This is a genomic window from Okeania sp. SIO1H4, assembly GCF_010672695.1.
GTDB lineage: Bacteria > Cyanobacteriota > Cyanobacteriia > Cyanobacteriales > Microcoleaceae > Okeania > Okeania hirsuta.
On the sequence record NZ_JAAHGB010000020.1, the window covers coordinates 44,387 to 69,172 of the forward strand.

General features: G+C 37.4%; 26 protein-coding genes and 4 pseudogenes. 14 read left to right on the forward strand and 16 right to left on the reverse strand.

Annotation, left to right across the window (positions count from 1 at the left end; all coding sequences use genetic code 11):
* Nucleotides 1-26: 26 nt before the first annotated feature.
* From F6K06_RS15865 to F6K06_RS15885, 5 genes are all read right to left on the reverse strand, one after another.
* Nucleotides 27-161, reverse strand: coding sequence for a hypothetical protein (locus F6K06_RS15865; protein ID WP_275670289.1), 135 nt, complete (start codon nucleotides 159-161; stop codon nucleotides 27-29).
* A complete protein-coding gene (locus tag F6K06_RS15870) occupies nucleotides 133-330 on the reverse strand; it encodes a hypothetical protein (protein ID WP_124143506.1) in 198 nt (65 codons plus the stop codon). The genes F6K06_RS15865 and F6K06_RS15870 overlap by 29 nt, the downstream gene beginning before the upstream one ends.
* Nucleotides 317-796: a hypothetical protein gene (locus F6K06_RS15875; RefSeq protein WP_192901047.1), complete on the reverse strand. Its 480-nt coding sequence runs from the start codon at nucleotides 794-796 to the stop codon at nucleotides 317-319. Before F6K06_RS15875 ends, F6K06_RS15870 begins: the two co-directional genes overlap by 14 nt.
* Nucleotides 797-954: 158 nt before the next feature.
* Nucleotides 955-1,377 carry a type II toxin-antitoxin system VapC family toxin gene (locus F6K06_RS15880; protein WP_124143508.1) on the reverse strand — a complete coding sequence of 141 codons (423 nt, stop codon included), beginning with the start codon at nucleotides 1,375-1,377 and terminating at the stop codon, nucleotides 955-957.
* A complete protein-coding gene (locus tag F6K06_RS15885; RefSeq protein WP_124143509.1) occupies nucleotides 1,377-1,637 on the reverse strand; it encodes a hypothetical protein in 261 nt (86 codons plus the stop codon). The genes F6K06_RS15880 and F6K06_RS15885 overlap by 1 nt, the downstream gene beginning before the upstream one ends.
* Nucleotides 1,638-1,877: 240 nt before the next feature.
* Here F6K06_RS15885 and F6K06_RS15890 point away from each other — a divergent pair.
* Nucleotides 1,878-2,681: pseudogene (locus tag F6K06_RS15890) on the forward strand (Rpn family recombination-promoting nuclease/putative transposase); the annotation flags it as partial.
* Entirely contained in the window at nucleotides 2,664-2,882 is a 219-nt protein-coding gene (locus F6K06_RS34555; RefSeq protein ID WP_282433635.1) for a DUF4351 domain-containing protein, read from the forward strand. The pseudogene F6K06_RS15890 and the gene F6K06_RS34555, both read left to right, overlap by 18 nt.
* Before the next feature lie 143 nt (nucleotides 2,883-3,025).
* Here F6K06_RS34555 and F6K06_RS15895 read toward each other — a convergent pair whose 3' ends face one another.
* Nucleotides 3,026-3,802, reverse strand: a complete 777-nt coding sequence (locus tag F6K06_RS15895) for an NAD-dependent epimerase/dehydratase family protein (protein ID WP_124143510.1) — start codon at nucleotides 3,800-3,802, stop codon at nucleotides 3,026-3,028.
* A 298-nt stretch (nucleotides 3,803-4,100) separates the two neighbouring features.
* Here F6K06_RS15895 and F6K06_RS15900 point away from each other — a divergent pair, with 298 nt between their 5' ends.
* Nucleotides 4,101-4,229: a hypothetical protein gene (locus F6K06_RS15900; RefSeq protein ID WP_275670290.1), complete on the forward strand. Its 129-nt coding sequence runs from the start codon at nucleotides 4,101-4,103 to the stop codon at nucleotides 4,227-4,229.
* A 162-nt stretch (nucleotides 4,230-4,391) separates the two neighbouring features.
* Here the strand turns inward: F6K06_RS15900 and tgt are convergent, their stop codons facing one another.
* Together tgt and F6K06_RS15910 are read right to left on the reverse strand one after the other, a co-directional pair.
* Nucleotides 4,392-5,492 (reverse strand): tRNA guanosine(34) transglycosylase Tgt, encoded by a 1,101-nt coding sequence (tgt, locus tag F6K06_RS15905; protein WP_124143511.1) that lies wholly within the window; start codon nucleotides 5,490-5,492, stop codon nucleotides 4,392-4,394.
* Nucleotides 5,493-5,594: 102 nt separating this feature from the next.
* On the reverse strand, nucleotides 5,595-6,044 hold the full coding sequence (locus F6K06_RS15910) for a hypothetical protein (protein WP_124143512.1): 450 nt from the start codon (nucleotides 6,042-6,044) through the stop codon (nucleotides 5,595-5,597).
* A gap of 463 nt (nucleotides 6,045-6,507) precedes the next feature.
* On the opposite strand from F6K06_RS15910, the gene cobS reads away from it, so the two are divergent.
* The 5 genes and pseudogenes from cobS to F6K06_RS15935 all read left to right on the forward strand — a co-directional run bounded on the left by cobS (nucleotide 6,508) and on the right by F6K06_RS15935 (nucleotide 9,134).
* Nucleotides 6,508-7,275 carry an adenosylcobinamide-GDP ribazoletransferase gene (gene cobS, locus F6K06_RS15915; protein ID WP_240038789.1) on the forward strand — a complete coding sequence of 256 codons (768 nt, stop codon included), beginning with the start codon at nucleotides 6,508-6,510 and terminating at the stop codon, nucleotides 7,273-7,275.
* A 440-nt stretch (nucleotides 7,276-7,715) separates the two neighbouring features.
* Nucleotides 7,716-7,904, forward strand: coding sequence for a type II toxin-antitoxin system HicB family antitoxin (locus F6K06_RS15920; protein WP_124143514.1), 189 nt, complete (start codon nucleotides 7,716-7,718; stop codon nucleotides 7,902-7,904).
* 2 nt (nucleotides 7,905-7,906) lie between these two features.
* Nucleotides 7,907-8,203 (forward strand): hypothetical protein, encoded by a 297-nt coding sequence (locus tag F6K06_RS15925; protein ID WP_124143515.1) that lies wholly within the window; start codon nucleotides 7,907-7,909, stop codon nucleotides 8,201-8,203.
* A gap of 82 nt (nucleotides 8,204-8,285) precedes the next feature.
* Nucleotides 8,286-8,369, forward strand: a pseudogene (locus tag F6K06_RS15930) (adenosylcobinamide-GDP ribazoletransferase); the annotation flags it as partial.
* A 351-nt stretch (nucleotides 8,370-8,720) separates the two neighbouring features.
* Nucleotides 8,721-9,134: a hypothetical protein gene (locus F6K06_RS15935; protein WP_124143516.1), complete on the forward strand. Its 414-nt coding sequence runs from the start codon at nucleotides 8,721-8,723 to the stop codon at nucleotides 9,132-9,134.
* A gap of 102 nt (nucleotides 9,135-9,236) precedes the next feature.
* On the opposite strand, the pseudogene F6K06_RS15940 reads toward F6K06_RS15935, so the two are convergent.
* The 5 genes and pseudogenes from F6K06_RS15940 to F6K06_RS15960 form a co-directional block, all read right to left on the reverse strand.
* A pseudogene (locus F6K06_RS15940) lies at nucleotides 9,237-9,374 on the reverse strand (zinc ribbon domain-containing protein); the annotation flags it as partial.
* 214 nt (nucleotides 9,375-9,588) lie between these two features.
* Complete coding sequence (locus F6K06_RS15945; RefSeq protein ID WP_124143517.1) at nucleotides 9,589-10,935, reverse strand: hydrogenase; 1,347 nt, start codon at nucleotides 10,933-10,935, stop codon at nucleotides 9,589-9,591.
* 67 nt (nucleotides 10,936-11,002) lie between these two features.
* Nucleotides 11,003-11,125: a hypothetical protein gene (locus F6K06_RS15950; RefSeq protein WP_287323267.1), complete on the reverse strand. Its 123-nt coding sequence runs from the start codon at nucleotides 11,123-11,125 to the stop codon at nucleotides 11,003-11,005.
* A gap of 36 nt (nucleotides 11,126-11,161) precedes the next feature.
* A complete protein-coding gene (locus tag F6K06_RS15955; RefSeq protein ID WP_124143518.1) occupies nucleotides 11,162-11,359 on the reverse strand; it encodes a hypothetical protein in 198 nt (65 codons plus the stop codon).
* A gap of 187 nt (nucleotides 11,360-11,546) precedes the next feature.
* Nucleotides 11,547-11,669, reverse strand: a complete 123-nt coding sequence (locus tag F6K06_RS15960) for a hypothetical protein (protein WP_287239610.1) — start codon at nucleotides 11,667-11,669, stop codon at nucleotides 11,547-11,549.
* A gap of 149 nt (nucleotides 11,670-11,818) precedes the next feature.
* Here F6K06_RS15960 and F6K06_RS15965 point away from each other — a divergent pair.
* Nucleotides 11,819-12,019 (forward strand): annotated as a pseudogene (locus F6K06_RS15965) (transposase); the annotation flags it as partial.
* A gap of 710 nt (nucleotides 12,020-12,729) precedes the next feature.
* Nucleotides 12,730-15,474, forward strand: coding sequence for a bifunctional acetate--CoA ligase family protein/GNAT family N-acetyltransferase (locus F6K06_RS15970; RefSeq protein ID WP_287239612.1), 2,745 nt, complete (start codon nucleotides 12,730-12,732; stop codon nucleotides 15,472-15,474).
* 326 nt (nucleotides 15,475-15,800) lie between these two features.
* Here F6K06_RS15970 and F6K06_RS15975 read toward each other — a convergent pair whose 3' ends face one another.
* Nucleotides 15,801-16,619, reverse strand: a complete 819-nt coding sequence (locus F6K06_RS15975) for a hypothetical protein (RefSeq protein WP_124143521.1) — start codon at nucleotides 16,617-16,619, stop codon at nucleotides 15,801-15,803.
* A 329-nt stretch (nucleotides 16,620-16,948) separates the two neighbouring features.
* Here F6K06_RS15975 and F6K06_RS15980 point away from each other — a divergent pair, with 329 nt between their 5' ends.
* Nucleotides 16,949-17,230 (forward strand): hypothetical protein, encoded by a 282-nt coding sequence (locus tag F6K06_RS15980; RefSeq protein WP_287239614.1) that lies wholly within the window; start codon nucleotides 16,949-16,951, stop codon nucleotides 17,228-17,230.
* 173 nt (nucleotides 17,231-17,403) lie between these two features.
* Here F6K06_RS15980 and F6K06_RS15985 read toward each other — a convergent pair whose 3' ends face one another.
* Nucleotides 17,404-19,257, reverse strand: coding sequence for a caspase family protein (locus tag F6K06_RS15985; protein ID WP_287239617.1), 1,854 nt, complete (start codon nucleotides 19,255-19,257; stop codon nucleotides 17,404-17,406).
* 694 nt (nucleotides 19,258-19,951) lie between these two features.
* Here F6K06_RS15985 and F6K06_RS15990 point away from each other — a divergent pair.
* Both F6K06_RS15990 and F6K06_RS15995 read left to right on the forward strand, forming a co-directional pair.
* Nucleotides 19,952-21,181, forward strand: a complete 1,230-nt coding sequence (locus F6K06_RS15990; protein ID WP_124154916.1) for a damage-control phosphatase ARMT1 family protein — start codon at nucleotides 19,952-19,954, stop codon at nucleotides 21,179-21,181.
* 523 nt (nucleotides 21,182-21,704) lie between these two features.
* On the forward strand, nucleotides 21,705-22,871 hold the full coding sequence (locus tag F6K06_RS15995) for a pyridoxal phosphate-dependent aminotransferase (RefSeq protein ID WP_124154913.1): 1,167 nt from the start codon (nucleotides 21,705-21,707) through the stop codon (nucleotides 22,869-22,871).
* Nucleotides 22,872-23,085: 214 nt separating this feature from the next.
* On the opposite strand, the gene F6K06_RS16000 is transcribed toward F6K06_RS15995, so the two are convergent.
* Nucleotides 23,086-23,382: an acylphosphatase gene (locus F6K06_RS16000; RefSeq protein WP_124154917.1), complete on the reverse strand. Its 297-nt coding sequence runs from the start codon at nucleotides 23,380-23,382 to the stop codon at nucleotides 23,086-23,088.
* A 228-nt stretch (nucleotides 23,383-23,610) separates the two neighbouring features.
* On the opposite strand from F6K06_RS16000, the gene F6K06_RS16005 reads away from it, so the two are divergent.
* Nucleotides 23,611-24,495, forward strand: coding sequence for a hypothetical protein (locus F6K06_RS16005; RefSeq protein WP_124154914.1), 885 nt, complete (start codon nucleotides 23,611-23,613; stop codon nucleotides 24,493-24,495).
* Nucleotides 24,496-24,786: the final 291 nt, after the last annotated feature.

A 24,786-nucleotide genomic window follows, 5' to 3' on the forward strand; every position in this document is an offset into this window, starting at 1 on the left:
AATAGCAAAAGACTGTCTCATATTATTTATTCTAATATGGGTTGGCAAAGCCCAGCGGCAGCTACATCCCACTCTTCCTCCACTTCCTTAAACCAATCTTCTGAGCGATCATTATGCCAAGCATTATAATAGTTATTTTTGGCTATTTCTAATCCGCTCAAGGTCTTGCAAAAATTCCTCCCGCGTTACTCCCTTAAGTAACTCTTCTCGTTCTTTAGTGTAATCACCATACCCCCATCCCACTTGTTGTAAAAAACGAATAGTATTAATTTGGCCTAAATTATCCACCAAAACTTGATAACCTTTTCTTCTAAGCTCAACTGGTTTCATTCTCTATCTCACCTTGTTCTTGAAAAATACTCATTAACCAATTAACAGGATTGCTTAATTTTATTTGGAGTAATTCCTGATAATTATTTGCCTTTTTCAGCAAGCGGTCATCTGTCGTTAAAAAAACATCAGCCATTGCTTTTTCAGCACAGGCAATATGGAAAGAGTCATACAATCCAAATCCTAATTTTTCTAATGTTTGCGACCGCTCCCGAATAATACTATCAATGGTAACTTTTATTGTAGCCATTTGTAAGATTTTCTGGATATTTTCTAACTTTTCCACATCAGTCATTTTTTCTAATTCTAGAGCGATCGCTTCACTGGTAATAAGTTGCCAATCTCCAGAGCTAATTCTAGCTGCAATATTGAGAACTGCTTCTCCTTCAAAGCGAATACGCTCTTGCGTCCAATCATCAAAAGGGCGGTTTAAGCAGCAGACATCAAAATAGATTTTCAACTTCATCACCCCCTATTTTCAATTAATTAGCCTCCAATATTTTTGTCGTTAAATTGAACAACTCTGTAACCCGCATCCAAGAATTGTACCACAAGCAATATCAGTTTTTTTATTATCTTATTTCTCAAAGAAAAAGACTATCTAATTATCATCAACTTATGCCATCACAAATCAACAGGAATAATCAAATCTATAGCTTCATTTCTATTTTTTCGATAAATCCGAAAATCACTATCCAACGTTAAAACTACGCTTTCTGGAATTAACTCACTCATTCTCACCAAACAAGCATCTGCCAAAGACATTGGTACATTTTGATAGCGCTTCATTAATGCTTCAACTTCTACCATTTCATGTGTTAAAGAAAAAGGAATTGTTATCTGCTTTGTCTGTAACAAAGAAAAAATAAATTCCACAGCTCCATAAGTGCCTTTGAGCAAAAAGTAAGACTCAACAATTACGGCTTCACAACTCAATAAAGGAGGATTAATTTTGCTCAACTCAACTTTCGCCCATTCGTGAAATTTATCGCTTTTACTCAAGTAAGCTACGACAACACCTGTATCTATAATGACTTTTTGACTCATTATTTACCAATATTTTCCAAATACTTCTTATTAGTTGACAAGTCACTGGGCAAACCATCAAGAGCGCCTGCCATTTCTTTAGTTGCTTCATAGAAAGAAACTTGTTTTTCCTCTTCTTTGCCCGATGAATTTTCCGAATTACTCCAAGAATTTTGACTTAGCAAAAAATCTAGAAAATCCCGAAGGCTTTGGCGTTGTTTTGATGAGAGTTGGCGAAATTTTTCTAGCATAATTTTATCTGCATCGCTGAGTTGATTCATAGCAATAATTTCCTATAATATTTAGGTTATTTTAAATTAATAAGTAATAACAGATAAATTGATTATTAGCAATATCCTGCTAAGGAATTTGGCAGGATTTAATCCCCTCATCCAACCTCTCTGCTCTCTTCAACTGATTGAAGAAGGCAGAAGCGGTAGACCCCTAGGCTCCGCCAACGCTCCTTAATTACCATTAAATAGTGTACCATAAATCATACCAGTTCAAAAGAACATATAACCATGAAATTTATCAGCCCCAAAACCGACTTTGCCTTTAAAAAAATCTTTGGTTCTATTCACAGTCAAAACATTCTCATCAGCTTTCTCAATGCCATAGTTTATAACAATCAAAATATTATTCAATATCTCAAAATAATTAACCCCTATAACCCTGGAGTCACTAACACTATAAAAGAGAGTTATTTTGATGTAAAAGCACTTTTATACAATGGTTCTACCGTCATCATTGAAATGCAAATATTGAACGTAGAATATTTTGAAAAACGAGTAATTTATAACTTAGCTAAAGCGTATGGAAATCAATTAGATACAGGGCAAGGTTATATGATGTTGCAACCTTTTATAGCTTTAACGATCGCCGACTTTGTTTTATTTGAAAAGACAGTTGAAGAAGGAGACAGGAGACAGGAGACAGGAGACAGGAGGAAAATTACATGGGGATTCTAACCCCAAGTAATTTTGAACACCGTGTAGACGGTGGGGTATTAAACCCACAAAGAAAATGATAAAATGATTACCAAATTCAGGTTTAAAGAAGAAACAGAATTGTTTAATTACCAAGATGAATTAACATTAATGTTTGTAGAATTACCCAAATTTAATAAAGAATTGTCAGCGTTAGAAACCTTAAGCGATAAATGGATATATTTTATTAAATCGGCTCCAAGTTTAGAAGTAATACCAGAATCATTGGAATCAGTATCAGAAATAGAAGCAGCATTAAATATAGCGAATAAAGCGAACTTAAACAATGCAGAATTAGAGGAATTAGAGCAACAGGAAAAGTTGATTAGAGATAAGAAAGGACAAATTAGTTTAGCCAGAAAGGAAGGAATTGGAATATTAGTTAAACGTCAAATTCGTCGCAAGTTTGGCGAAATAGCTCCAGAAGTTCAGACTCAGATAGAGCAATTATCTTTGGAAAAATTAGATATTTTAGGTGATGAAATTTTTGATTTAGCAACAATAGCAGACTTGGAAAACTGGCTAGATAATAATGGATAATTGATCATGGATAATTGATAATGAAAAAGTTTTAAATCTCTAGTTTTCTATCTAACTCTCTAAAAAGGGGAACGGGCAAGATACCCATTCCACAAAACTACAAAACTATTAAAATCATCCCGCATTTTTGCAACGCCTAATAATCAAACAAACTTACTCCCTTTAGGCCAACCATACAATTGTAATCTGTAGAAAAAGTTGGGGAATAAAGCAAACAAATACTTAAAAATCTTAAATCCCAAAGGTTCATCATAAGTTCCCACCCATTCCTTACTATTCTCAATCCAATTCACAATTTTCTCAGCCACCTTATCCCCAGAGGGAGCAGAATTAACTCGATTAGCTCGAATCTTATAAGCTTTATCATTCAAACGATTCACTGGTGCCCAAGCAAACTTACCAGAAATAGCACCAGGGCGATACAACCGCAGGCGAATCATATTTTTACTGGAATGATAAACAATTGGCCCAACACCAGACCAGTAATAATGCAAGGCAATTTTGCCAGAATGATAAACAGGTCCGAAACAAGAAGGACTTCCATCAGCAATTGACCCAATAGCAATCACATCCAAAGGTCTACTCCGGGGTAACTTAGCTGCTTCAGCACCTACAACCGCAGGCCAAGTATAATTCACCCGATTCATCGACTCTACCAACTCAACTATGGGAATTCCACCCTCTCCTACTTCCGTCTCAATTTGACCAGCATTCAAAATCACCACATCCGGGTCATACTCAAATAGTTTTCTGGCATCCTCAATAGTTTTCTGGGGAGAAACAAACAACTCATCAAAAAAATCTCCCTCTAAACTAGGTTGACGAGTCACACCAACAACCCGCCATCCCCGTGACTTATAAACTTTACCCATCGCACTACCCAAAGTGCCTGAAATTCCAGTAATTACAACAGTTTTCATTTAATTTGATCGTTAACTTGAGGACTTGCGCTCTCCGGTAACGGAATGTCGGGATGTTTCGTAGCATTCCGTAGGAAAACTAAAACCAGTAGATTATACAAAAAATATGTTAAAATATCAATATTTAGGGTTTGCTGAAAAAGTCTTTTAGTAGGGGTAGGAGACAGGAGGAACGGGGAATGAGCGAAGAGGTAGGAGCGGGCGTTTTGTAAGAATGATTTTTCTGCCACCATCATCCCAAAATACTAGCTTTTTGAGCTTTTTCCGCTGAAAAGCTGGCACTTTTTTAGACAAAAAAATGCTAAAACCTTTATCTGTCAATACTTTTAGATTTAATCAGCAAGCCCTATTTAGACATCTTTTATTTTTGATGGTTTGGGTACGTTACGCGATCGCGCTTCAACATCCTATTTTTCTCTATTATTGAGAACTACTAAGGGTCTCCAGGTTTTTTTATTCTGAAAAAGTGCAAGATTTGTAGATCTTTGTCGTCTCAAAATGCTAGTACCTTTCCCCTCCCCTGAGTATCAGACTTTTTCAGCAAACCCTAATAATAATTAATTATTAATTATTAATTATTAATTGTTTTTCAAAGCCAACCAGCAAACTCCGTAGTAAAGCGATCGCCCAAAATAGCATCTCGAATCCGCTGAGTAAAGCGAATTAATTCTGTGACATTATGAAGAGACAATAGAGTATAACCTAAAGACTCCTTCGCTCTTACCAAATGAGCTAGATAAGCTCGACTAAAATTTTGACAACAATAACAAGGGCAAGATTCATCAAGAGGGGTATAGTCTTCTCGAAACTTAGCATTTTTCAAATTCCACCTCTCCCCTCTAACCAAAGCCACCCCATGTCGTCCTAAACGAGTCGGAATTACACAATCAAATAAATCTATGCCAGAAGCGATCGCTCTTACCATTTCTCGATAAGTGCCAACTCCCATCAAATAACGAGGTTTATCTTCTGGTAATAAAGGAGCTGTTACTTTAACTATATCATCTATTAGCTCACCAGGCTCTCCCACACTCACTCCACCAATAGCATAACCCGGTAAATCCAAATCTACCAACTGCCTTGCTGCTACAGAACGCAGATCGGGATAAACACCACCTTGAACAATACCAAACAAAGCCTGATCCTGACGCTGATGAGCCTCAATACAACGCTTCAACCATCGATAAGTACGATTTGTTGCCAACTCCACCTCTTCCCTACTCGCTGGGTAAGGTGGACATTCATCAAAAGCCATAATCACATCAGCTCCCAATTCATTCTGAATTTGGATCGAACGCTCTGGAGTTATATCAATAATACTACCATCACGAGGTGAGCGAAATTTAACACCTGTTTCACTAATAGTTCGGATTTCTCCTAAACTAAATACTTGGAAGCCCCCAGAATCAGTTAATATTGGCCCACTCCAGGCCATAAACTTATGTAGTCCACCAGCACCAGCTATAATACTTTCTCCTGGTTGTAAGTGAAGATGATAAGTATTTGCCAAGATCATCTGAGCACCCGCTTTCTCTAACTGAGTAGGTGTGAGAGTTTTGACAGTTGCTAAAGTCCCCACAGGCATAAATCTAGGTGTATCTACACTACCATGAGGAGTCAAAAAAACACCTGCACGAGCTTTTGTGTTGCTACAACAAGCCTGAAAATGAAAGGAAAAGTTTTGGGACATGATAGTTAGGTATTGGCAATTAAAAAATTCTAACTGTTTTCTCGAAACTGAGAACAAACAATTTATATGGTTTGCCTCATTCCCTATTTTTTTCCTTTCTGCTTAAAAGGGGCAATCATCATCATCAAACTGCATATCCCAATTAGATGACAAAACTTGATCCATTACTGCGTCAAAGGCTGCAGCATTTATATTTCTAGTAGTTTCTTCTTGAAGAGGGTTTGACAGAGGAATTAGTCTTAACTGACGTCCTTCAGTAATTAAATCAAAGTATGTTTCTTTCTTTGATGATTGTCCAAGTTCTAGGTAATCAAAACTAAGCACATTTAGGTATATTGAATGATTAGCAACTAAAGTTGACCGTTGACAATCCGCAAATACTTCTAGTATGTATCCTTCACCCCGGCTTTGAATCTGGCCATCTTGAGTATGGATATAGCGGACTCTACCTAAATCTATCAACAGTCTTTGCATATCACGTTTATTGACAACTATGCCAATGTCAATTATGCAAGGAGCAGATACTCTCTGGTCAAAATTATTGGAACTCATATAGCAAAAGCCTCTGAATTTGATAGAAATTTATCAGAACAGTTTTTTTTTATTCTGAGTTATTTAGATAGTGCTATTCTTGTTCCAATTCTGGCATAGTTTCTTGGAGTATGAACCAATAATATAGTAATCTGGTTTGGAATATGCACAAAATCTTATGTAAAAGGGAACAATTTATCTAACAACAGCTCATCTGGAGTAAGAGTTTCAGACTCTTAATCTATAGTTAAATTTTTTTATACATTCTATGAGTATATATATTTAACTATGTATGTATCCTGGAAATCTTTCAGGTCTATACAAAACTATTTTCCCAATATTAAATTTCTACCATACAAAACTCATTTTGTCTACTCCATTGTTGTTAATTTGATTTGAAACAAATGCAGCAAATATTATTTTTTTTGATACTATAGTTAACAACAAGAAGCCAAGCTCAGAAAATTTTGGGTGGTAAAAAATATTGCTCCAAGTAATTAGGAAAACTCTGACAAAACTCAGTGCTGGAATTGCATTTTACACCTGTTTACCGATTCCCCATACTTGGAACTTGGATTTTAATGGTATTGCTCGTTTCGCTCCTTTGATAGGATTGATAGTAGGGGGTATCCTTGGGGTAATCGATCTTGGATTACAAATTTTAGGAATGCCTATACTCACCAGATCTGCTGTAGCGATTATATCTGGAATTATTTTAACTGGTGGTTTACACTTGGATGGGGTGATGGATACTGCTGATGGGTTGGCAGTGCCAGACCAGAAACGACGACTGGAAGTAATGAGTGATAGTGCTACAGGAGCTTTTGGGGCAATGGCAGCGATCGCTCTATTGTTGCTAAAAATTACTGCTTTAACAGATTTAGATAGCGACCGTTTTTTAATACTAATGGGAGTAGCAGGTTGGGGGAGATGGGGACAGTTAGTAGCGATCGCTCGTTACCCCTATCTCAAACCTACTGGAAAAGGAGCATTTCACAAGGAGGCAAAATATTCGATTTGGGATTTTATCCAAAGTCTACTTTTATTAGTGAGTCTCAGTGGAATCCAAATTTTATTAAACCCTGAAAGTTGGTTAGTAGCTTCTGGGATGGCAATAGGAGGAATAGCGATCGCTCTGTTGACAGGTGCTTGGTTTAACCGTTGTTTGGGCGGTCATACTGGGGATACTTATGGTGCTGTGGTTGAATGGACAGAAGCGTTGTTATTGTGTTTATTGGTTACTTTGGAATAGCAATCAGTTATTAGATAAGGCAGCTATGCTGTTTGCGTAGCATTCCGTAGGAAAGGGAGAGAAAAGTTCAAAGGGAGAAGGTTTTTTGAGCACAGATTATCCGCACATGATATTACGCATAATCACCAGATATAGAACGCTATTGGTAGGGTGTATTAGCGGTAGCTTAACACACCAAAACCCTTATCTATTGTCAGTGCGTAAATCCTGTGTGTGTTTGAGTTGCTTTGGAATAGCGAACGGTATCAGTTCCCAAGCAAAGTGATCACAACCTGAAAAAAAACTGCTAAACTAGATAGATAAAAAAAGGCTTTTTAAAGATTAGACATCTCCAAAAATCAAAAATAAAATCAATTCTTATCCATAAATTATCAATTATTTCTCCCTGTTGCCTGTTGCCTGTTGCCTGTTGCCTCTTTTCTGGAGATGTCTATTGGAAAATGAGACAAATCAAACGACTAACAGCTATTATTGAGCGGGAGGGTGATGGATATGTATCTTTGTGTACGGAACTGTATATTGGCAGTCAAGGCGATACGACAGAAGAAGCGCGGTCTAATTTGATTGAAGCTTTAGAAATTTTTTTTGAGACTGCTGATGCTTCCGAGATTGAGCGTCGCTTGAAATAAAAATGTATAAAGACGTACAAACAATTTTCAACTCAATTCCTAATGAGGTTGCTTGGCAAAATATTGTACAATTTGAGCAGCTTGATGATCGCGTTGCTATAGCTAATGACTTTTATCCTAATATGGTTGGTGTCAATGATGGTTTTATTGAGTGGTGTCCTAATGATGAACCACCCAGCTATTTGGAAAGATTAATGTGGTGGTGGGTGGTTCGTCCAGATATGGGGGTGGCGTTTGCTCTTGAAGATCCTGTTGAATTGAAAAGAATTATTGGGAACTATATTTTGATAAATGAATAAAGTAATGTTGCATCCGCAACGCTTTCCTGCGGAATGCTGCGCAAACGCGAGCGCTTCTAAAATATGATTGCTTTGGGAAGGGGCGATCACTCTGTTGACAGGTGCTTGGTTTAACTATTGTTTGGGCGGTCATACTGGTGATACTTATGGTGCTGTGGTTGAATAGACTGAAGCATTATTATTGTGTGTGTTGGTGACTATGGAATAGCGGGTAGTGCATCAGTTTCTCACAAGAAGAAAATTATCGCTAGTGCTTTTCTCAAAAATATCAACGTGAAGAGTCTAGCAGTTGCTTTTTCATCTCATATAACATATAAGAGTTCTGATATTTGATACTTGTGCGGAATTTAAGCTATAGTCTGGAAGAGCCAAGGAAATAAAGGGTAAGCATTTCTACGGATTGAATAAAAACTATCTTGTTGATAGGGTAAATATGGATTTATGGAAAAATCGTGGATATCTTGGATCCATGGTGACAAAAAGTCTATGTTAAAGGACAACTCAAAGGTAAAGAACTATGAGTGATTTTCAGTCTTTAGATGCGGCTATTCCATTTTTTGGTCCTTTATGGACTGCGTGCTGGAAAGGAACATTTTCATGGTATCAATATGCAAGCAATCAACTTTTTACCTTTTTTCTTCCAGAAGGAGTAAAAGAGGGTAAGAAGGGAATTTATATGTACCATTTCGACAAGATGGCTGATGGTACTGAGTCAGTGAACAAATGTAATGTTGGTACAATAAGTGAAATCTCTTACCAAGATTCATCGCTGTCCTTTAGTGTTGGCAAAGGAGAGAATTACTATTGGCTTAATGTGTCGGTGAATTTAACGACGTATGAGACAAGTATTGAATTCCTGAATGAAAGTTCTAGTTCTCGTGAACCAATACAGGATGTTGAGATGTGTTACTTTTCTGGCAAGAAAGTTTAAGTACTGTCTTTAACCCTCATAAAGCTAATCAACGTCCTGTACAAGTACAATATTGGCATCAGAGATAGTGATAACGCCATCTCTGAGATCGAAGGCTACAGCCTACAAAGCTCTCAAGATTATGCTGAGAGCGCCTGGCAAATCTCCCAGTGCTTTATGACCGCAAGCCGGGCAAAAGTGAATTTTGGAGCCACCAAGTTTCTTGTGGATGTAAACACATTTGGGAGAAGTTTTGCTAGTATAAGCCTCATTATATCATGTTCCCCCTCCGGGGGAGCTACGCTAACGGATAATCAGTTATCAAAAAACTTCTGGCCTTTAAGCTTTCTTTCTCTTCTGCCTTCCCCTCCTGGGAGGGGTTAGGGGTGGGTTGCCTACTGCCTTCCTTCCTCCAAAGTGTAAGTATTCAGCCGAACATGATATGACAACTGATAACTGAAATAACTCCTGAGTGCTAATTTTTAGGCTCTATCCAAACTTTTATACCCTCCACTCTGAGAGCTTGGTTGCGAGTACCACAATATGCACCATTGGAATAAACTGGTAAATCTCCCATATTCTGAACGTGAGCTGTATAGAATACATCATAATTGGCAGCTTGAATACCTGTAAGACGAATCGCAAATCCTTCTATTCTTCTAGCTTTGCCACGTTCTCCAGCTAATTTTCCAGCTTCTAACCAAGGAGTATCACCTATTTCAGAAACATGAGCCATGTATTCAAGTTTTAACCCAGGAATAGGCGGTTCTATATTGATTTGAAAAGCTTCTACACGAAAACCTTGACCGCGAGTACCTGCATATTCTCGACCAGCAAAAATGCGATCGCCAATATTTTGTATATGAACTAAAACTTTCAACCCTACAGAAACTACTGATTTTTGATTAGTAGTTTCTCCAAACATCATATTTGGTCTTTCAACAGTGGGAAAATTTTTAGAGACTTCCACAGCAGGAACAATAATGATTTCGTCTACAGGTTTTGTACCTCTAGGTTTTGGGTCTTCTAAAATCATCACATCTGGATCTTCAATAGCTGTTTCTGCACCACCAGAAGGTACTACTATTAAAGGTGGTAAACTTGGAACAGTTGATTTTTGCGTATTAGTTGGTTGAGTGGCAATATTTTGAGTTCGGTTTAGTTCTTCAAGTGCCGGAAGTTTAATTCTAGATGTTGTGGGTAAAGAATCATTAGGAATTGTCAGTTTTTCTCTAGATATAGCTAACATTAGTTTTTTGCCAAAACTGGCATTAACTTTTTCCTCTAATTCCAACCACTGCTCATCATCTAAATTTTTACCCTGTTTGACAAGTTTTAATACTGCTGAAAGTGGATGTGTCTCTGCAATTAAAGCTTGAGCTTCATCTGGTAATTTGTCAGATTTTGTATGAGAAATTAATTGATGTAGTTCTTTGGCTTTTGCTTTAAGTGATTGCAAAGGAGGAAATTCTGGTTGCTCTTGATGAGCGATCGCCAAGATTTGATTAAGAATATCTAAAACTGGTTGACTGCTTGATGATTCTGTGGTTGAAGCTAGTGCTTTAATTAAGTTTTCTAAGTCTGTGAAGGAAAATATTGCCCCTGCAGAAACTTGAGATGTTTTTGCCAACTCTAGTCCTTGCTCTTTAAGAGTAGCAAAATCTCTACCATAGGCCATCAATTCTTCTAGTAAACTTTCTGAAGGGGGAGTACCTGCATTTTGTAGTTCTTTAGCTGCCAGGGAGAGGCGAATACCCAATTTAGGAAAATTTTCTGATAGAGATGCTAGTTTTTCCAACAAGTTATGATCGGCTGTTTCCATATTTTTGTTAGAGTAAATTTATATAATTACAGTTTTATATATTACTTTAGTGGGTTAAAACCTACTATCAATCAACACAATTTAATAGAGGAAATAATCGCCTCAGAGCAAAAGCACAAGTTCGAGAATGGACTAAGTTAGTAAACCTTCCCGTTTGGCCTTTTTCCTGCTTTTCAGACTTGCTATTCAACTTGGCCTTGTGTTCTTCAAACTTGGCTTGAACTTCTCAGCCAACTTGAGAGACTAATCTTTTCTGAGTTACAGTTGTTCCACTCCAATTGTAAAGTTCTGTCTTTGCAATACTAGAGTCCGAGCTACTAAAACTTTCAACTTGAGCGGAATTAGCCAACTTAGCCCGACATCTATTTATAGTACCTGTGTTATTGGCTTTTAAACCTTTTATATCCAGATAAATTTCATTCATTTGTGCTATTACTCCCGGCTCGAATCCGAGAAAAGCAGCTTCCTTTTCCCAGTTCTTGAGTGCCTAATACCAGTTTGAAAAAAGAATGCTATAAAAAGTGCATCTTGATCGGATATGCTTAAAAATAGCTTCTCCAGTTCATTTTAGATGGTTATATCTATCGTTTTCCCTTTTTTTTCAATATTTATCATTTTCTTTGTGGGTTTAATACCCCACCGTCTACACAGTGTTCACGCATTACTTGGGGGAGCGAATCCCCATGTAATTTTCCTCCTGTCTCCTGTCTCCTGTCTCCTGTCTCCTTCTTCAATCCTTCTTCCTTCTTGCTTCTTCCTTCTTTCTTACTTCTACTATTTGTAACAAAAGTTGATCAAATTGGTATAAGTTGCCACAGCCAGCGCTTCGACTTGGTCGTTTTTGTCGGGGAAGCGTTCCGACTAGGGAAAAGAAGATCAAAAATTTGTCAAAAAACCTGATTTAGCACTCAAATTAGTTCAAAAAATATTGTTCATAAAATATCGTCCTGGTGTAGCTTTAGCGGATGGAGGTTATGGCAATAATTCCTCTTTTTTAGAGGAACTAGAGAAATTAGAGTTGAACCATATAGGAGGTTTCGCAAAAAACCGAAAAGTCAATATTATGGGTGCATCTCAATTTTGAATAAAGCCAAAAATTTCTTGCTTTTAGGCAACAGGCAATAGGGAACAGGCAACAGGGAATATATAGGAAAAAAGTATTTTTGCAAATATGAGATGCACCCAATATTATCAACCCAAAAATAGGAAAAAAACAGTGACAAAAAAGGTTAGATAAAATTATATGATCTTGAGCAGAAAAAGATTTTCAAGAAATTACTTTGTTTGATGTTACTGAATTTGATGTAATTCGTATTACAGTATCGTATTTACCAAAAATATCAAACTCTGAAAGAAGGGATTTATTTTTTCTGGGGAAAAACTTGAAGAATGTATGTCATTATACAATAATTTCATGAGAGTTTATCTGCCCAGATAAACAGGATAATTTCACATTATTTTAATTCTAGATTAATTTGACTAAGCAAAATTAATTTGTTGAAGAAGGAGACAGGAGACAGGAGACAGGAGGAAAATTACATGGGGATTCTCACCCCAAGTAATTTTGAACACCCCCGTTGACGGTGGGGTATTAAACCCACAAAGAAAATGATAAAATATTGTCGATGTTTAAAAGTAAAAAAAAAAGACATTTTTGTCCATTAAAAAACGAGAATAAATTTTAATATTCCCTTAACCTTTTACAAATGAAATATCTAGACAAGTAGAGCAGCCTAAAAGTAGTGTTAAGTTAAATATCGTTTCAAGTTAAAGTTGAAAAGAAGGGGAAAAATAATGTTACAAATACCTCAAAAAACAACAGACTCAAGCTATGATATTCTGAGGGCGGAGCGACAACCCCTAACCTCAATATTTGCCCCAGAAAATGTGGCAGTAATTGGTGCTACAGAAAGAGTCGGCAGTGTCGGACGCACAATTCTCTGGAATCTACTCAGCAATCCTTTTGGAGGCACAATTTTTCCGGTTAACCCCAAGCGTCATAGTGTGTTAGGAATTCCAGCTTATCCAAATATTAAAGCCATACCAGCACCAGTAGACTTAGCAATCATTGCCATACCTGCACCAATGGTCCCTGATGCTGTGCGTGACTGTGTAGAAGTAGGCATAAAAGGCGCGATCATAGTCTCAGCCGGATTCAAAGAGATTGGACCAGAAGGCATAGAATTAGAACGACAAATTATGGCAACAGCCAAGGGCAAAATGCGACTGATTGGCCCCAACTGTTTAGGACTAATGAACCCCCATAGTGGACTAAACGCCACCTTTGCTAGCACTATGGCAAACCCAGGCAACCTTGGTTTCATTAGTCAGAGTGGAGCATTTTGTACAGCCGTTCTCGACTGGAGTTTTCCAGAAAACGTAGGTTTCAGTGCATTCATTTCCATAGGCTCAATGCTAGATTTAGACTGGGGCGACCTTATCTACTACCTTGGTGATGATCCCTACACCAAAAGTATTGTAATTTATATGGAATCCATTGGTAATGCGCGGTCATTCCTGTCTGCTGCTCGTGAAGTAGCATTGACCAAGCCAATAATAGTGATTAAAGCTGGTCAAACTGAAGCTGCTGCTAAAGCTGCTGCTTCACATACAGGGTCACTCACAGGTAGTGATGAAGTGCTAAATGCTGCCTTTCGTCGGTGTGGAGTGCTGCGGGTGAATCGCATCTCTGAACTATTTAATATGGCAGAAGTGATGGCAAAACAGCCACGGCTGCCGAAAGGACCGAAACTGACAATTATTACTAATGCTGGAGGACCAGGAGTTTTGGCTACTGATGCCCTAATTGCTACTGGTGGAGAACTTGCTCCTCTGGCAGAAGAAACAATTGCTCAACTGAATGAATTTCTCCCCACCCACTGGAGTCATGCTAACCCCATTGATATCCTTGGTGATGCTGACCCAGAGCGCTATCGCAAAACTTTAGAAGTAGCAGTTAAAGATCCTAACACCGACGGTTTGCTGGTAATTTTGACTCCTCAAGCAATGACCGACCCCACTCAAACAGCTGAACAGTTGAAGCATTATGCTCAAACTGCTAAAAAACCAGTATTAGCAAGTTGGATGGGAGGGGATGAGGTAACTACAGGTGAAACTATTCTCAATCGTGCTAGTATCTCAACTTATCGTTATCCAGATTCTGCTGCCAAGCTTTTTAACTTTATGTGGCAGTACAATTATAACTTGCAGGGTATTTATGAAACCCCAGTGCTAGCAGAAGAACAAGAAAGCGGTCCAAACTGTTCTATAGTTGAGCAAATTATCAAAACAGCTCAGGATGCAGGCAGAAATATTCTCACAGAGTCAGAATCAAAACAAATTTTAGCTGCTTATGGTATTCCTATTGTGCAGACTTTGGTTGCCAAAACTGAAGCAGAAGCAGTGGAACGTGCTAATATAATTGGTTATCCAGTGGTGCTGAAACTGTTTTCTGAGACAGTTACCCATAAAACTGATGTGGATGGTGTGCAGTTAAATCTTAAAGATGCAGAAGCAGTAAAATGGGCATATCAAAATATTCAAACATCTGTAACTGAGAAAGTGGGGTCTGAGCATTTCCTAGGGGTGACGGTACAACCAATGTTAAGTTTAGACCGTGGTTATGAGTTGATTATTGGTAGCAGTGTTGACCCACAGTTTGGTCCGGTCTTAGTGTTTGGTACGGGTGGGCAGTTAGTAGAGGTGTTTAGAGACCGGGCGATCGCTTTGCCTCCTTTGAATACAACTCTCGCTCGCCGGATGATGGAACAGACAAAAATTTATCAAGCTCTCAAAGGAGTAAGGGGAAGGAAAGCTGTAGATTTGGCAGCGCTGGAAAAGCTATTAGTGAAATTTAGTCAGTTAGTGGTAGAGGAACCTTGGATTAAGGAAATTGATATTAATCCTCTGTTAGCTTCTTCGGAAAGGTTGATTGCTTTGGATGCAAGGATAGTTCTTCATGATCAGAGTGTGGGTGTAGAGAAATTGCCATCATCAGCTATTCGTCCGTACCCTACTCAATATGTCAAACCTTGGCAAATGAGAAATGGGGAGGGGGTGACTATCCGTCCTATTCGCCCAGAGGATGAACCGTTGATTATTCAGTTCCATAAAACGTTGTCAGAGGAAAGTGTGTATTTGCGTTATTTTAACTTTCTCAAGTTGAGTCGGCGCATTGCTCACGAACGATTAACCAGAATTTGCTTTATTGATTACTATCGGGAAATGGCATTGGTGGCGGATTATAAAAATCCTGAAACGGGAAACCATGAAATTTTAGGAGTGGGTCGCTTGAGTAAGTCACATGGGGTAAATGAGGCAGAGTTTGCGATGTTGGTGAGCGACCCCTATCAACGTCAGGGGTTAGGGACGGAATTGTTATTGCGACTGGTGCAAATTGGTCGAGATGAGCAGTTAGAGGGAATTGTTGCGACAATTTTAGCTGAGAATATAGCTATGCAAAGAGTTTGTGAGAAAGTGGGTTTTCAATTGCAGCGTAGTGCTGATTTAGTAGAGGCGAAATTGACAATCTGTCATTAAGTAGGACTCAGCGATCGGCTATCAGCTTCTCAAGGTGTATAATGGGGGATTAAAACCCCCATAAAAGACACACTACGCACTTTTCAAATAAGTGTGGGGAACTTAAACCCTTGATTTTTTAGCGCTCCAGCTAAATGCTGTTTGCGTTTGCGTAGTATTTCAGACCGAAAGTATTCCGGAACGGAAAAGCTGATAGCTAGTTAAATCCGGGCGATCGGTAGTTATGGTTGTGACTCTGGCTTGCTTCCAACCTCTGAACCACTTTGGGACTTTGGGGTGGGTGCTAATCCTGTGAAGTCATTATTGGCTATTTCCTGAACTGTTGGTTACTCTGGTTCTGGTTGTGCTTCTAATGCAGCTTCTAACTTAGTCGCAAGGTCAGGAGGGCAAGGTTTTTGATACTTTGCATTTACTCCTTTGAGCGATCGCTTGTCCACGACTTTGAATGTGTCATCCTTTGGTAGATAAATCACTCGTTCGTTCTCTTTGCACTGTTTACCTGCACGGTAAAACCCAACATAACGCCCTATCTCTCGTCTTCCTTGAGGGTTAACCCAACTAACTAAATCAAAAGGCAAGGCTCCTTTTTTAGTAGTAGCATTAATACATTTGATCAGGTTACGCTCAGGAATTGTGCAGCTTTCCCAAATCTCTCCAGTCTTCTCAGCTCCTATCTCTGACTTGAATTGCTCTAGTTGTGATTTATTTTTCTTAGATAATAGCTGCTGCTTCAGTTCAGTCAGAGTCGCTTCAGGTTGTTGCAAACTACTCCTAGTTTCACTCGCTTCTACTTTATCAGCTTCTAAAGTTTCGGTTTGGGCTAGAGCATTTTTTTCTGAGATTTTATTAGAGGGTGCATTTACCTTAGCTATTTCTGTTTCATTAGAGTATAGTGATTCGATTTTCTCAGATTCTGGTGTATCTTGTGGAGGTTGTTCAGTAAATACACTGTCGTATACTTGTGCCTCCTTTGGGGTGTAGGTAGTCTCTGAATTGCTTTTGCGTTGCTCTTGCTCTTCTGTGTAGGTATCGGCAGCCTCAATCTCAGCGATCGTTTTTTCTAGGTGGTGGATTAAGTAGCCTAATAAGCGGTTATAGTATAATCTTGTTTCGTTTACTGAATTAGTAATTGGTTTAGTGGCCATTAATTTTGTTAGGCCCAAGTAGGCTCGTAATAAAGCCTTGTCTTGGCTGAAATTTTGTAATATAATTGAAATTGGATTGATGAAAAATATCATTGATTTGTCTCCTGATACTTGTTTACCGGGGACTCTAAAAGGGCATTGCCTCAACTTTACCTAGGAGAGGGCGGTGTCCTTTTTTATTGTCCACTTGTAGAACTTCTTTATTGGCCTCTACATTTATCATTATAGCTTGCATACTAATAAATGTAAATAAATTTTATAATTTTTTTTACTTGCTTACTACCAATAATATAACTTATAATATATACAATCAATAGGAGGACTGTAATATGGCCACTAAAACAACAAAAAAGAAGCAGACTAAAACCTCTACTAAGTGTGGGAGACCAGGAGGAAACCCTGATTTATTAGCTTATAGATGGAAACCTAAAGTACCAGGAAAACCCAAGTCTAATAATTTGACTGTCCGGGTAGATGACGAGATGTTCCACGGAATCAAAAAAATTTCAGGTTGGCAAGACAAGTTAAGAGCGAAAATCGACGAACTTCTACAAGAGGAAAACGCGCAAAACTATCAGACTGGGGACGGGGTGGGTTTAGTGGGAAAGTAGTTGCGATGTCAGGCTTTTATTTCTAGATTGCCCCTCATAGAAGCTTCGCTGATACTGTTGGCTAAGGTAATCATTTTGTAACTTATGGTAATACACCAAGAATTGATTAAGTAAAAATACTCACTACATTCAGCCCAAACATTTCAAGCTGAATTATAGATGAAAATAAAATCTTATTTCTTTAATAGAGCGATCTTGAAGTCTTGAGTCTTATGAAAGTCAAAACTAGGGTTTTGCTCTGCGTTGCAGAGTTCTTTAGCACTTTCAGGCACTTTATCAGATAAATAATTCATTAAATTAGAAACTTTTACATTGTTATCACCTTCTTTATTGCCTCTTCCTTTAAGTGCTTCAATCAAATGATAAGTATAAATGCTCATGTCTTTACCTGGTCGAATCCAAGATAATTCCGACTCTTTTGATGAAGTAAAAACTGCTATACCCTCACCATTTTCCCAATCATCTACTGATATTTTAGGATAAGCTTTTGCTTCAAAACCAGAGAGAATTTTTGAGAATAGTTGTTTTTGTTCGTCTCTAGACCTTGCCATTCCAGCCGCATGACAGCTGTCAATGATAACCAAAAGGCGTTTTGATTTAATTTGTCGTAGTTTCTCGTTAAAGTTTTCTGAACTTAATGCAGTGTCTTCAAGGTGATCTTTATCTGTATCATGTGGTATGAGATAATAGCTGTTATCGCTTTCTCTATACGCCCCGTGACCTGAGTAATAGACAGTTACTGTTGCGTTTGGGTCATTTTCAGTCTGCTGCTTCAACCAATCCAGCTTGTCCAAAATGTTCTCGCGTGTTGCTTGCTCATTACATAAAAGCTGAATATGGTTTTCATCATCGGAATAACCACATAACTTTGGGTTAACTAAGGTTTCACGGATTTTTTCTACATCTTTAACAGTTACTGGTAAAGATAATTCGCTATTATCACATTCTCCTACACCAATAAGCAGAGCATATCCGTGTTCAAATTTTTTTTTCTGTGCTTGTTGCCCTTGTCTTAATTGAATCAAATAAATTGTTTCTAACACTAGACCTAGCAATAATAATCCTAAAATTACTTGCCAGATAATTGGCTCAGTGGGATTCTTGTCCGGTTCTTTTTCTCCTACTGGCCCCTGGCCACTGTTATCTGGTGAATCTTCTGGTGGAACTTGATTAATATAATCATTAACATAATCATCAATATATTTTTTCTGCAGTTTGTCGAGTTCTGTCTGATTCTTTGTAAGAAATTTATTAATAGTCTCTTCCCAATCGCTATCATCAGCAGGAAGTACTAAACCATAAGGTTCTGATCCTAGTCTTGTATAGATGTCATATTCTTGTGGATTTGAAATCTCGCCTTCTTTCAAAATACCTGTGAGGAGAATTTCATCATTAACAAAACCCTCAATTACTCCTTCCTCCAAAGCTTTGATAGCTTTTCCTTTGGTTTTAAAAGACTTTATAGAACTGTTATGTGGAAAAAAAACCTGGATTCTATTTTTTGATGTAGAGTTTTCAATCATACCAAGATTGACACTATCCCTATTTTGGGAACTTAAAACATCATTAAAGAACTTTTTCTTAGATTTAAGTATTAAAATTTTTGTGTTCGAGGAAGCGAAAGGTTTGGAAAATACAATACCTTCTTCATCTTCCCTTATTGTATTAGCACCACATTCTATATCAAATTTAGGAGGTGTAGAAGGCTCTTTGAACCTTGTGTCGTCAAAACGGTTTTGAACAGGTTTTGGTTCAATTTTAAATTCTTTATTAGCTAATTTTTCGTCCTTTAAATAGTTTTCTAGCAATTCCATTAAGTCAGCACATAAACCAGCAGGATCTGCCAGTGTCTTTGTTCTATAACTTACTGGAAAGCTTTCATCGCGATAACCCCAATTTAAGATATTTTTATCTTTTATTTTATTCAGGATTCTGGAGGAGTTATTTATACTAGATGTAGATTCCTGTGCAATTACAGAAGGATTTGCAAAAAATATGCTTCCAGTGGCAATGATAAATGATACCACGGTGATTTTTTTTGAAAAAGTATATTTATTTGATTTTTTGGTATTAGGTTGGAAATGAAATGAATCAAGGTTGATTAATCCGAGCCGAGCAAGAGATGAGAAGGGGTTGCACATTATGGAATGATATTGCCAAAAATTGGTTTAGATTTTGACTAAAAATAACCATTAATTAATCATTCTAGCAATTGATTAATCCACAATCCAATTCTATCAAAAATATCAAATCATTCGTCACTGTGCAACGCCGATCAGAATATACTGTAGAACATAATTAGTAAAAATGTGTAAATTAATGAGTATGATATAATAGGATGATCGGTAGTTTCGGTGCGAAAATCTACGCGCTTGACCACTTGAGCTGCTGCAAGAATCCTTTAAACCGTGATTAATTCCTAGACACTGCACTTGTGAAGTTTATGGACTGTGAAATTCACCTGAAATTTTAGCTAGCACCTCAAATTCAACTATAGCAAGAGTTTCAGCCTTAGGGTACCAATTAGTTTCATAACTACAGATCGCCCAATCCGAAGTAAAGGCGTTAGCGACAGCTTTGCGTTAGCAAAAGGCTATTTACCCCTATAGATAGTGCATAATTTATTGACATCTGCAATAATAAATCAAATCAATATATTGCACAGAAATTATCAATTATTTTCCCTATTCCCTATTCCCTATTCCCTTTCAGGATAAATACATGACTGAATTTAAAACCAGTGACTCACTATTGCCTTTACCCGTGATGCCGTCAGAAGAAAATACCTTTGCTCATTACACAATGGTTTGTAGACTACCGGGTGTCATCGAACAAGTTATCAAAGACAATAATTTTCCTCCAACTATTGTCCAACAGTTAGAGTCTCTAACTGTTGATTTATTTGAAGGATGGGTACGACCCCTGATCGATGACCCAGGACCAGATGTAGCAGCTTGGACATCCTACTTAGAGTCTTTTGAAGGTAGAAGTTGGTTTGATTTACCGTTTTATTTTGCTGAAGCTTATTTTTTCCGACGTTTGTTAGAGGCAACAGATTATTTTGTGCCTGGAATTTGGCAAGGAATAGACCCTTTTGGTTACCAAAAACGCTTAAGTTTAGAAAAATCAATGGATGCTATCCGCGAAATTGGCGATCGCATCAATGGTTTAAATACTGCTCTACCAAAACAACAGAGTTATCAAATTTGTCTCACAGCTCTGTTACAAACTGCTTTGTGGGGTAGTCAAGCTGATGTGAGTTTATGGCCAGTTGAAACAGAAGACCGGACTACTAGAGACCTTCAACAACAACAATCTCAGATATTAGTAGATGATACTTACAATTTAATCGACTATTTAAGTCATGTTCAGGAGCAACGGATAGATTTAATTATAGATAATGCAGGTTTTGAGTTAGTTTGCGATTTTTTTCTGATAGATTTCCTTTTATCTACTCAAACTGCCAATATTGTTTATTTGCATTTGAAAGCACATCCAATTTTTGTCTCTGATGCTATGAGTCAAGATGTCTTTTACACTCTGGAAATCTTAGCTAATGATGTCTCAGAAAATTTACAAATGTTGGCAGCTCGCTTACAAGAATATATTAGTACTGATCGTTTAATTTGCCGAGATGACTTTTTTTGGAATGCGCCACTAGCTTTTTGGGAAATGCCAGAGTCTGTGAGGAAGGAATTAGCTAAAGCAAGTTTGGTTTTGATTAAGGGTGATGCTAACTATCGCCGTATCTTGGGCGATCGCCACTGGTTATTTACTACCCCTTTGTCAGATATTGCTTATTATTTTCCTACACCATTTGTAGCTTTGCGTACCTTAAAGTCTGAAGTAGCAACTAGCTTAGAACCCGATCAAATCGAAATATTAAATGAAGAAGATCCTTTGTGGTTAACAAATGGTCAGTGGGGTATGATTCAGTTTGTCATGCCTTGAAGAAGGAAGAAGGAAGAAGGCAGAAGGAAGAAGGCAGAAGGGAAGAAAAGGTTAAAAGGGATAAAGTTTTTTTTATCACTGATTATATAATCCTAAGAGGTTGTCTGAGAAGTCCTATTTGCTACATCACTCGCCCCCTAAATCCCCGAAAATTGGGGGACTAGAGCAAGCAAATTGACTCTTGTTCCCCCCAAAGTTGGCTTGCTCGGGGGGCAAAATTCAGTATCAAAAAACTTTTCAGATATCCTCTAAAACCCTTTTACAGTTTGCTATTCCCTAGCGCTATAAATTGATAAGTTTGAATGTGATTATCATTTTATTTGTGGATTTAATACCCCACCGTCAACGGTCGTTTTCAAAATTACTTGGGGGAGGGTAGATGCGGAGCGGCTTGTCGAAGACTATCCATAAGTAATTTCCCTCCTGTCTCCTGTCTCCTTCTTCAATTCCCAATAGTTTAGGTTGAACCGAATCATCTGTCCAATATAAAATGAAAGATTCAGTAGCTCAAAAAAAGTAAAAAATGAAACTGGCAGCAAGAGTCGGCAAAGTACCACCTTCCCTAACCTTAGTTATCTCAGCTAAAGCTAAAGCAATGCAAGCTGAGGGAATAGATGTATGTAGTTTTAGTGCCGGGGAACCTGACTTTGATACCCCAGAGCATATCAAAGCAGCAGCCCAAAAAGCACTGGATGCTGGGAAGACAAAATATGGCCCAGCGGCGGGAGAACCGAAACTCAGAGAAGCGATCGCCCAAAAGTTATCTAGGGAAAATGGCCTAAACTACAAAGCAGAAAATATTATTGTCACTAATGGAGGGAAACATTCTCTGTTTAATCTGATGATGGCACTGATTGAACCTGGAGATGAAGTAATTATTCCTGCACCCTACTGGTTAAGTTATCCAGAAATGGTCAAACTGATGGGTGGAGAGCCAGTAATTTTGACTACTGATGCCCAGACGAATTATAAAGTTACACCAGAGCAACTACGCCAAGCTATTACTAGCAAAACAAAATTATTCGTTCTTAATTCTCCTTCTAATCCAACTGGGATGGTTTATAGTCCAGCAGAAGTTAAAGCATTAGCAGAAGTAATAGTAGAAAAAGATATCTTAGTAGTTTCTGATGAAATTTATGAGAAGATTATTTATGATGATATTCAACATCTCAGTATTGGGGCAGTCAACTCAGATGTTTTGAACAATACTATTATTAGTAGTGGATTTGCTAAAGCATACTCTATGACAGGTTGGCGGATCGGATATTTGGCCGCACCGATGGAATTGATTAACGCTACACTCAAAATTCAAAGTCATAGTACCTCAAATGTTTGTACTTTTGCTCAGTATGGAGCGATCGCTGCATTGGAGTCATCTCAAGACTGTGTGGAAAAAATGCGTCAAGCTTTTGCTAAACGTCGGCAGGTAATTTATGATTTATTGAATGCTATACCAGGAATTACTTGTAGCAAACCTGAAGGAGCTTTCTATATGTTTGTCAATATTAGTAAAATTTCTAGCAGTTCCCTAGAATTTTGTAATGCTTTATTAGCAGAGCAAAACGTCGCTGTTATTCCTGGTATTGCTTTCGGTGCAGATGACCACATTAGGATATCTTACGCTACTGACTTAGCAACTATAGAAAAAGGGATAGCAAGGTTGGAAAAGTTTGTGCAATCGCGTAACTAAACAGAAAAACAGGCGGGAGGAAGTTAGCCAGGGTGTTTTAATCCCTGGTTGAATAACGACACGCGGGTTTTAACCCGTAGTTACTTTCCGGTCTGGTTTTCAATATACTTGATCACTGTTTCAGTGCCAGATTTCTCCTTGTTCCTTCTTCCTTTTTCCTTCTGCTATATATCTATGGTTATTTCCATTTTTTTCTTCTTTCTCTTTCCCTAGCTTAACGGTGAATTTCAAAACTTTGAAGTCCTTCGGGTTGCTCATATTTTATAGTCACATCATTGACAATAGCTGATTTAGGGCCTCTATAACACCAGTTAATAATTTTTTCCACAGCTTGATTGCTACCTTCAAAAACAGCTTCTACTTTTCCATCAGGTAGATTTTTCACCCAACCACTGACATTTATATTAACTGCTGTTTCTAATGTGGAGAATCGATATCCGACTCCCTGAACTTTTCCGGAAATAAAAACATGAGCACGAGTAGGAGTGAGAGATGTTGACTGGTTTTCCATTGTCATTTTATTTTGTATTGATTATACCAGGACTTACGGAGTAAAGCTGCATATAGTATATAGTTTGGTCATTATCGCTGATCAAACCACTATAATTAGTGCCGTTGCGTAAGTACTGTATATATAAAATATCTATAGTTTATGGTACGATAAAACTCAACATAAATTCAGTTTCTAGGAGTGTAATTTATGGGTACTCATCAGAGAAACTAAGTGGTAGTTAAAATTATGCTTATAACATCATTGATAGTAGTTACAGTTGTCAGTGTTATGCTAGGGATAAGTTGTGCTTACTGGTTATGTGAAAAGCGGTTAAAAAAACAAGCGAAAAGCTATGAAAAACAATTACGAGAAACCCATGAACAAATCTATGATCTTGAGCAAGCACAACAAGAAGAAATTAAATTATTAAATATAGATTATCAACAGAGAATTAAACAAAAAGAAGAACTTGAACAACAACTCAAACATAGCTTAGAAGAAATTAAAGTTTTAGAAGTAAAATATCAGAAAAAATTGAGAGAAAAAGTCAACTCCGAAAAACAATTAAATAAACGCAACAAAGAATTGCAAGATAAAATTAAATTAATACAAGCAGAACATATACATAATTTAGAATCGGCTGAAGCAAAATCACAAGAAAAAATCAGAGAATTGACAGATAAATATTGTCAGCAGATAGTAGATTTAGAAAAAGAACATCGACTTAAAAAACAAAAAATTAACAATTTTTTGCAGGTAAAATATCACAAAAATATTCAATATTTATCAGAGACTCATCAGCAAAAAATTCAAGAAATTACCAGATATTTAGAAGAAAAAAATCAACAAGAAATTTTCAGGTTGAAGAAGTATCATAAACAAAAAGTCAGAGAAACTATTAAATATTTAGAAGAAAAACATCAAACTAAGCTCCAAGTTAAAATCAAAGAACTAGAAGAAATTCATCAAGAATCTATCTTAGAAGCAATAGGAGCTATAACTACTCAACATCAAAATCAGCTTCAGCAAAAAATCAAGGAATTAAAACAAAAATATGATACTGAGCTTCAAGCAACAATTAAATCTCTTAAAGCTAAGCATGAAAGTCAAATTAGAGAACTTATGCAATAATATCAAATCCGGCAGCATCAGTGTAATTAGATTCATAGTGTAGGGAGTGTGGGGAGATGGGAAGATAAAAAAAGATGTGGCAATAGCGCTGTGATGAAACATTTTTTTATACCGAACCCGAGTGGATTTGATATAAATTCAAAATCGAACACTCTATCGGAGCAGAAATTTGGGACATTTATTCCAAATTGAGAGGTAATATCATGTCCGTTAGTATCGTTTGTGTAAACCCAAGGGTAAATATCTACAATAGAAATTTCGGTTTTTTCTTGCTCAATAGTCTTCCTCCCT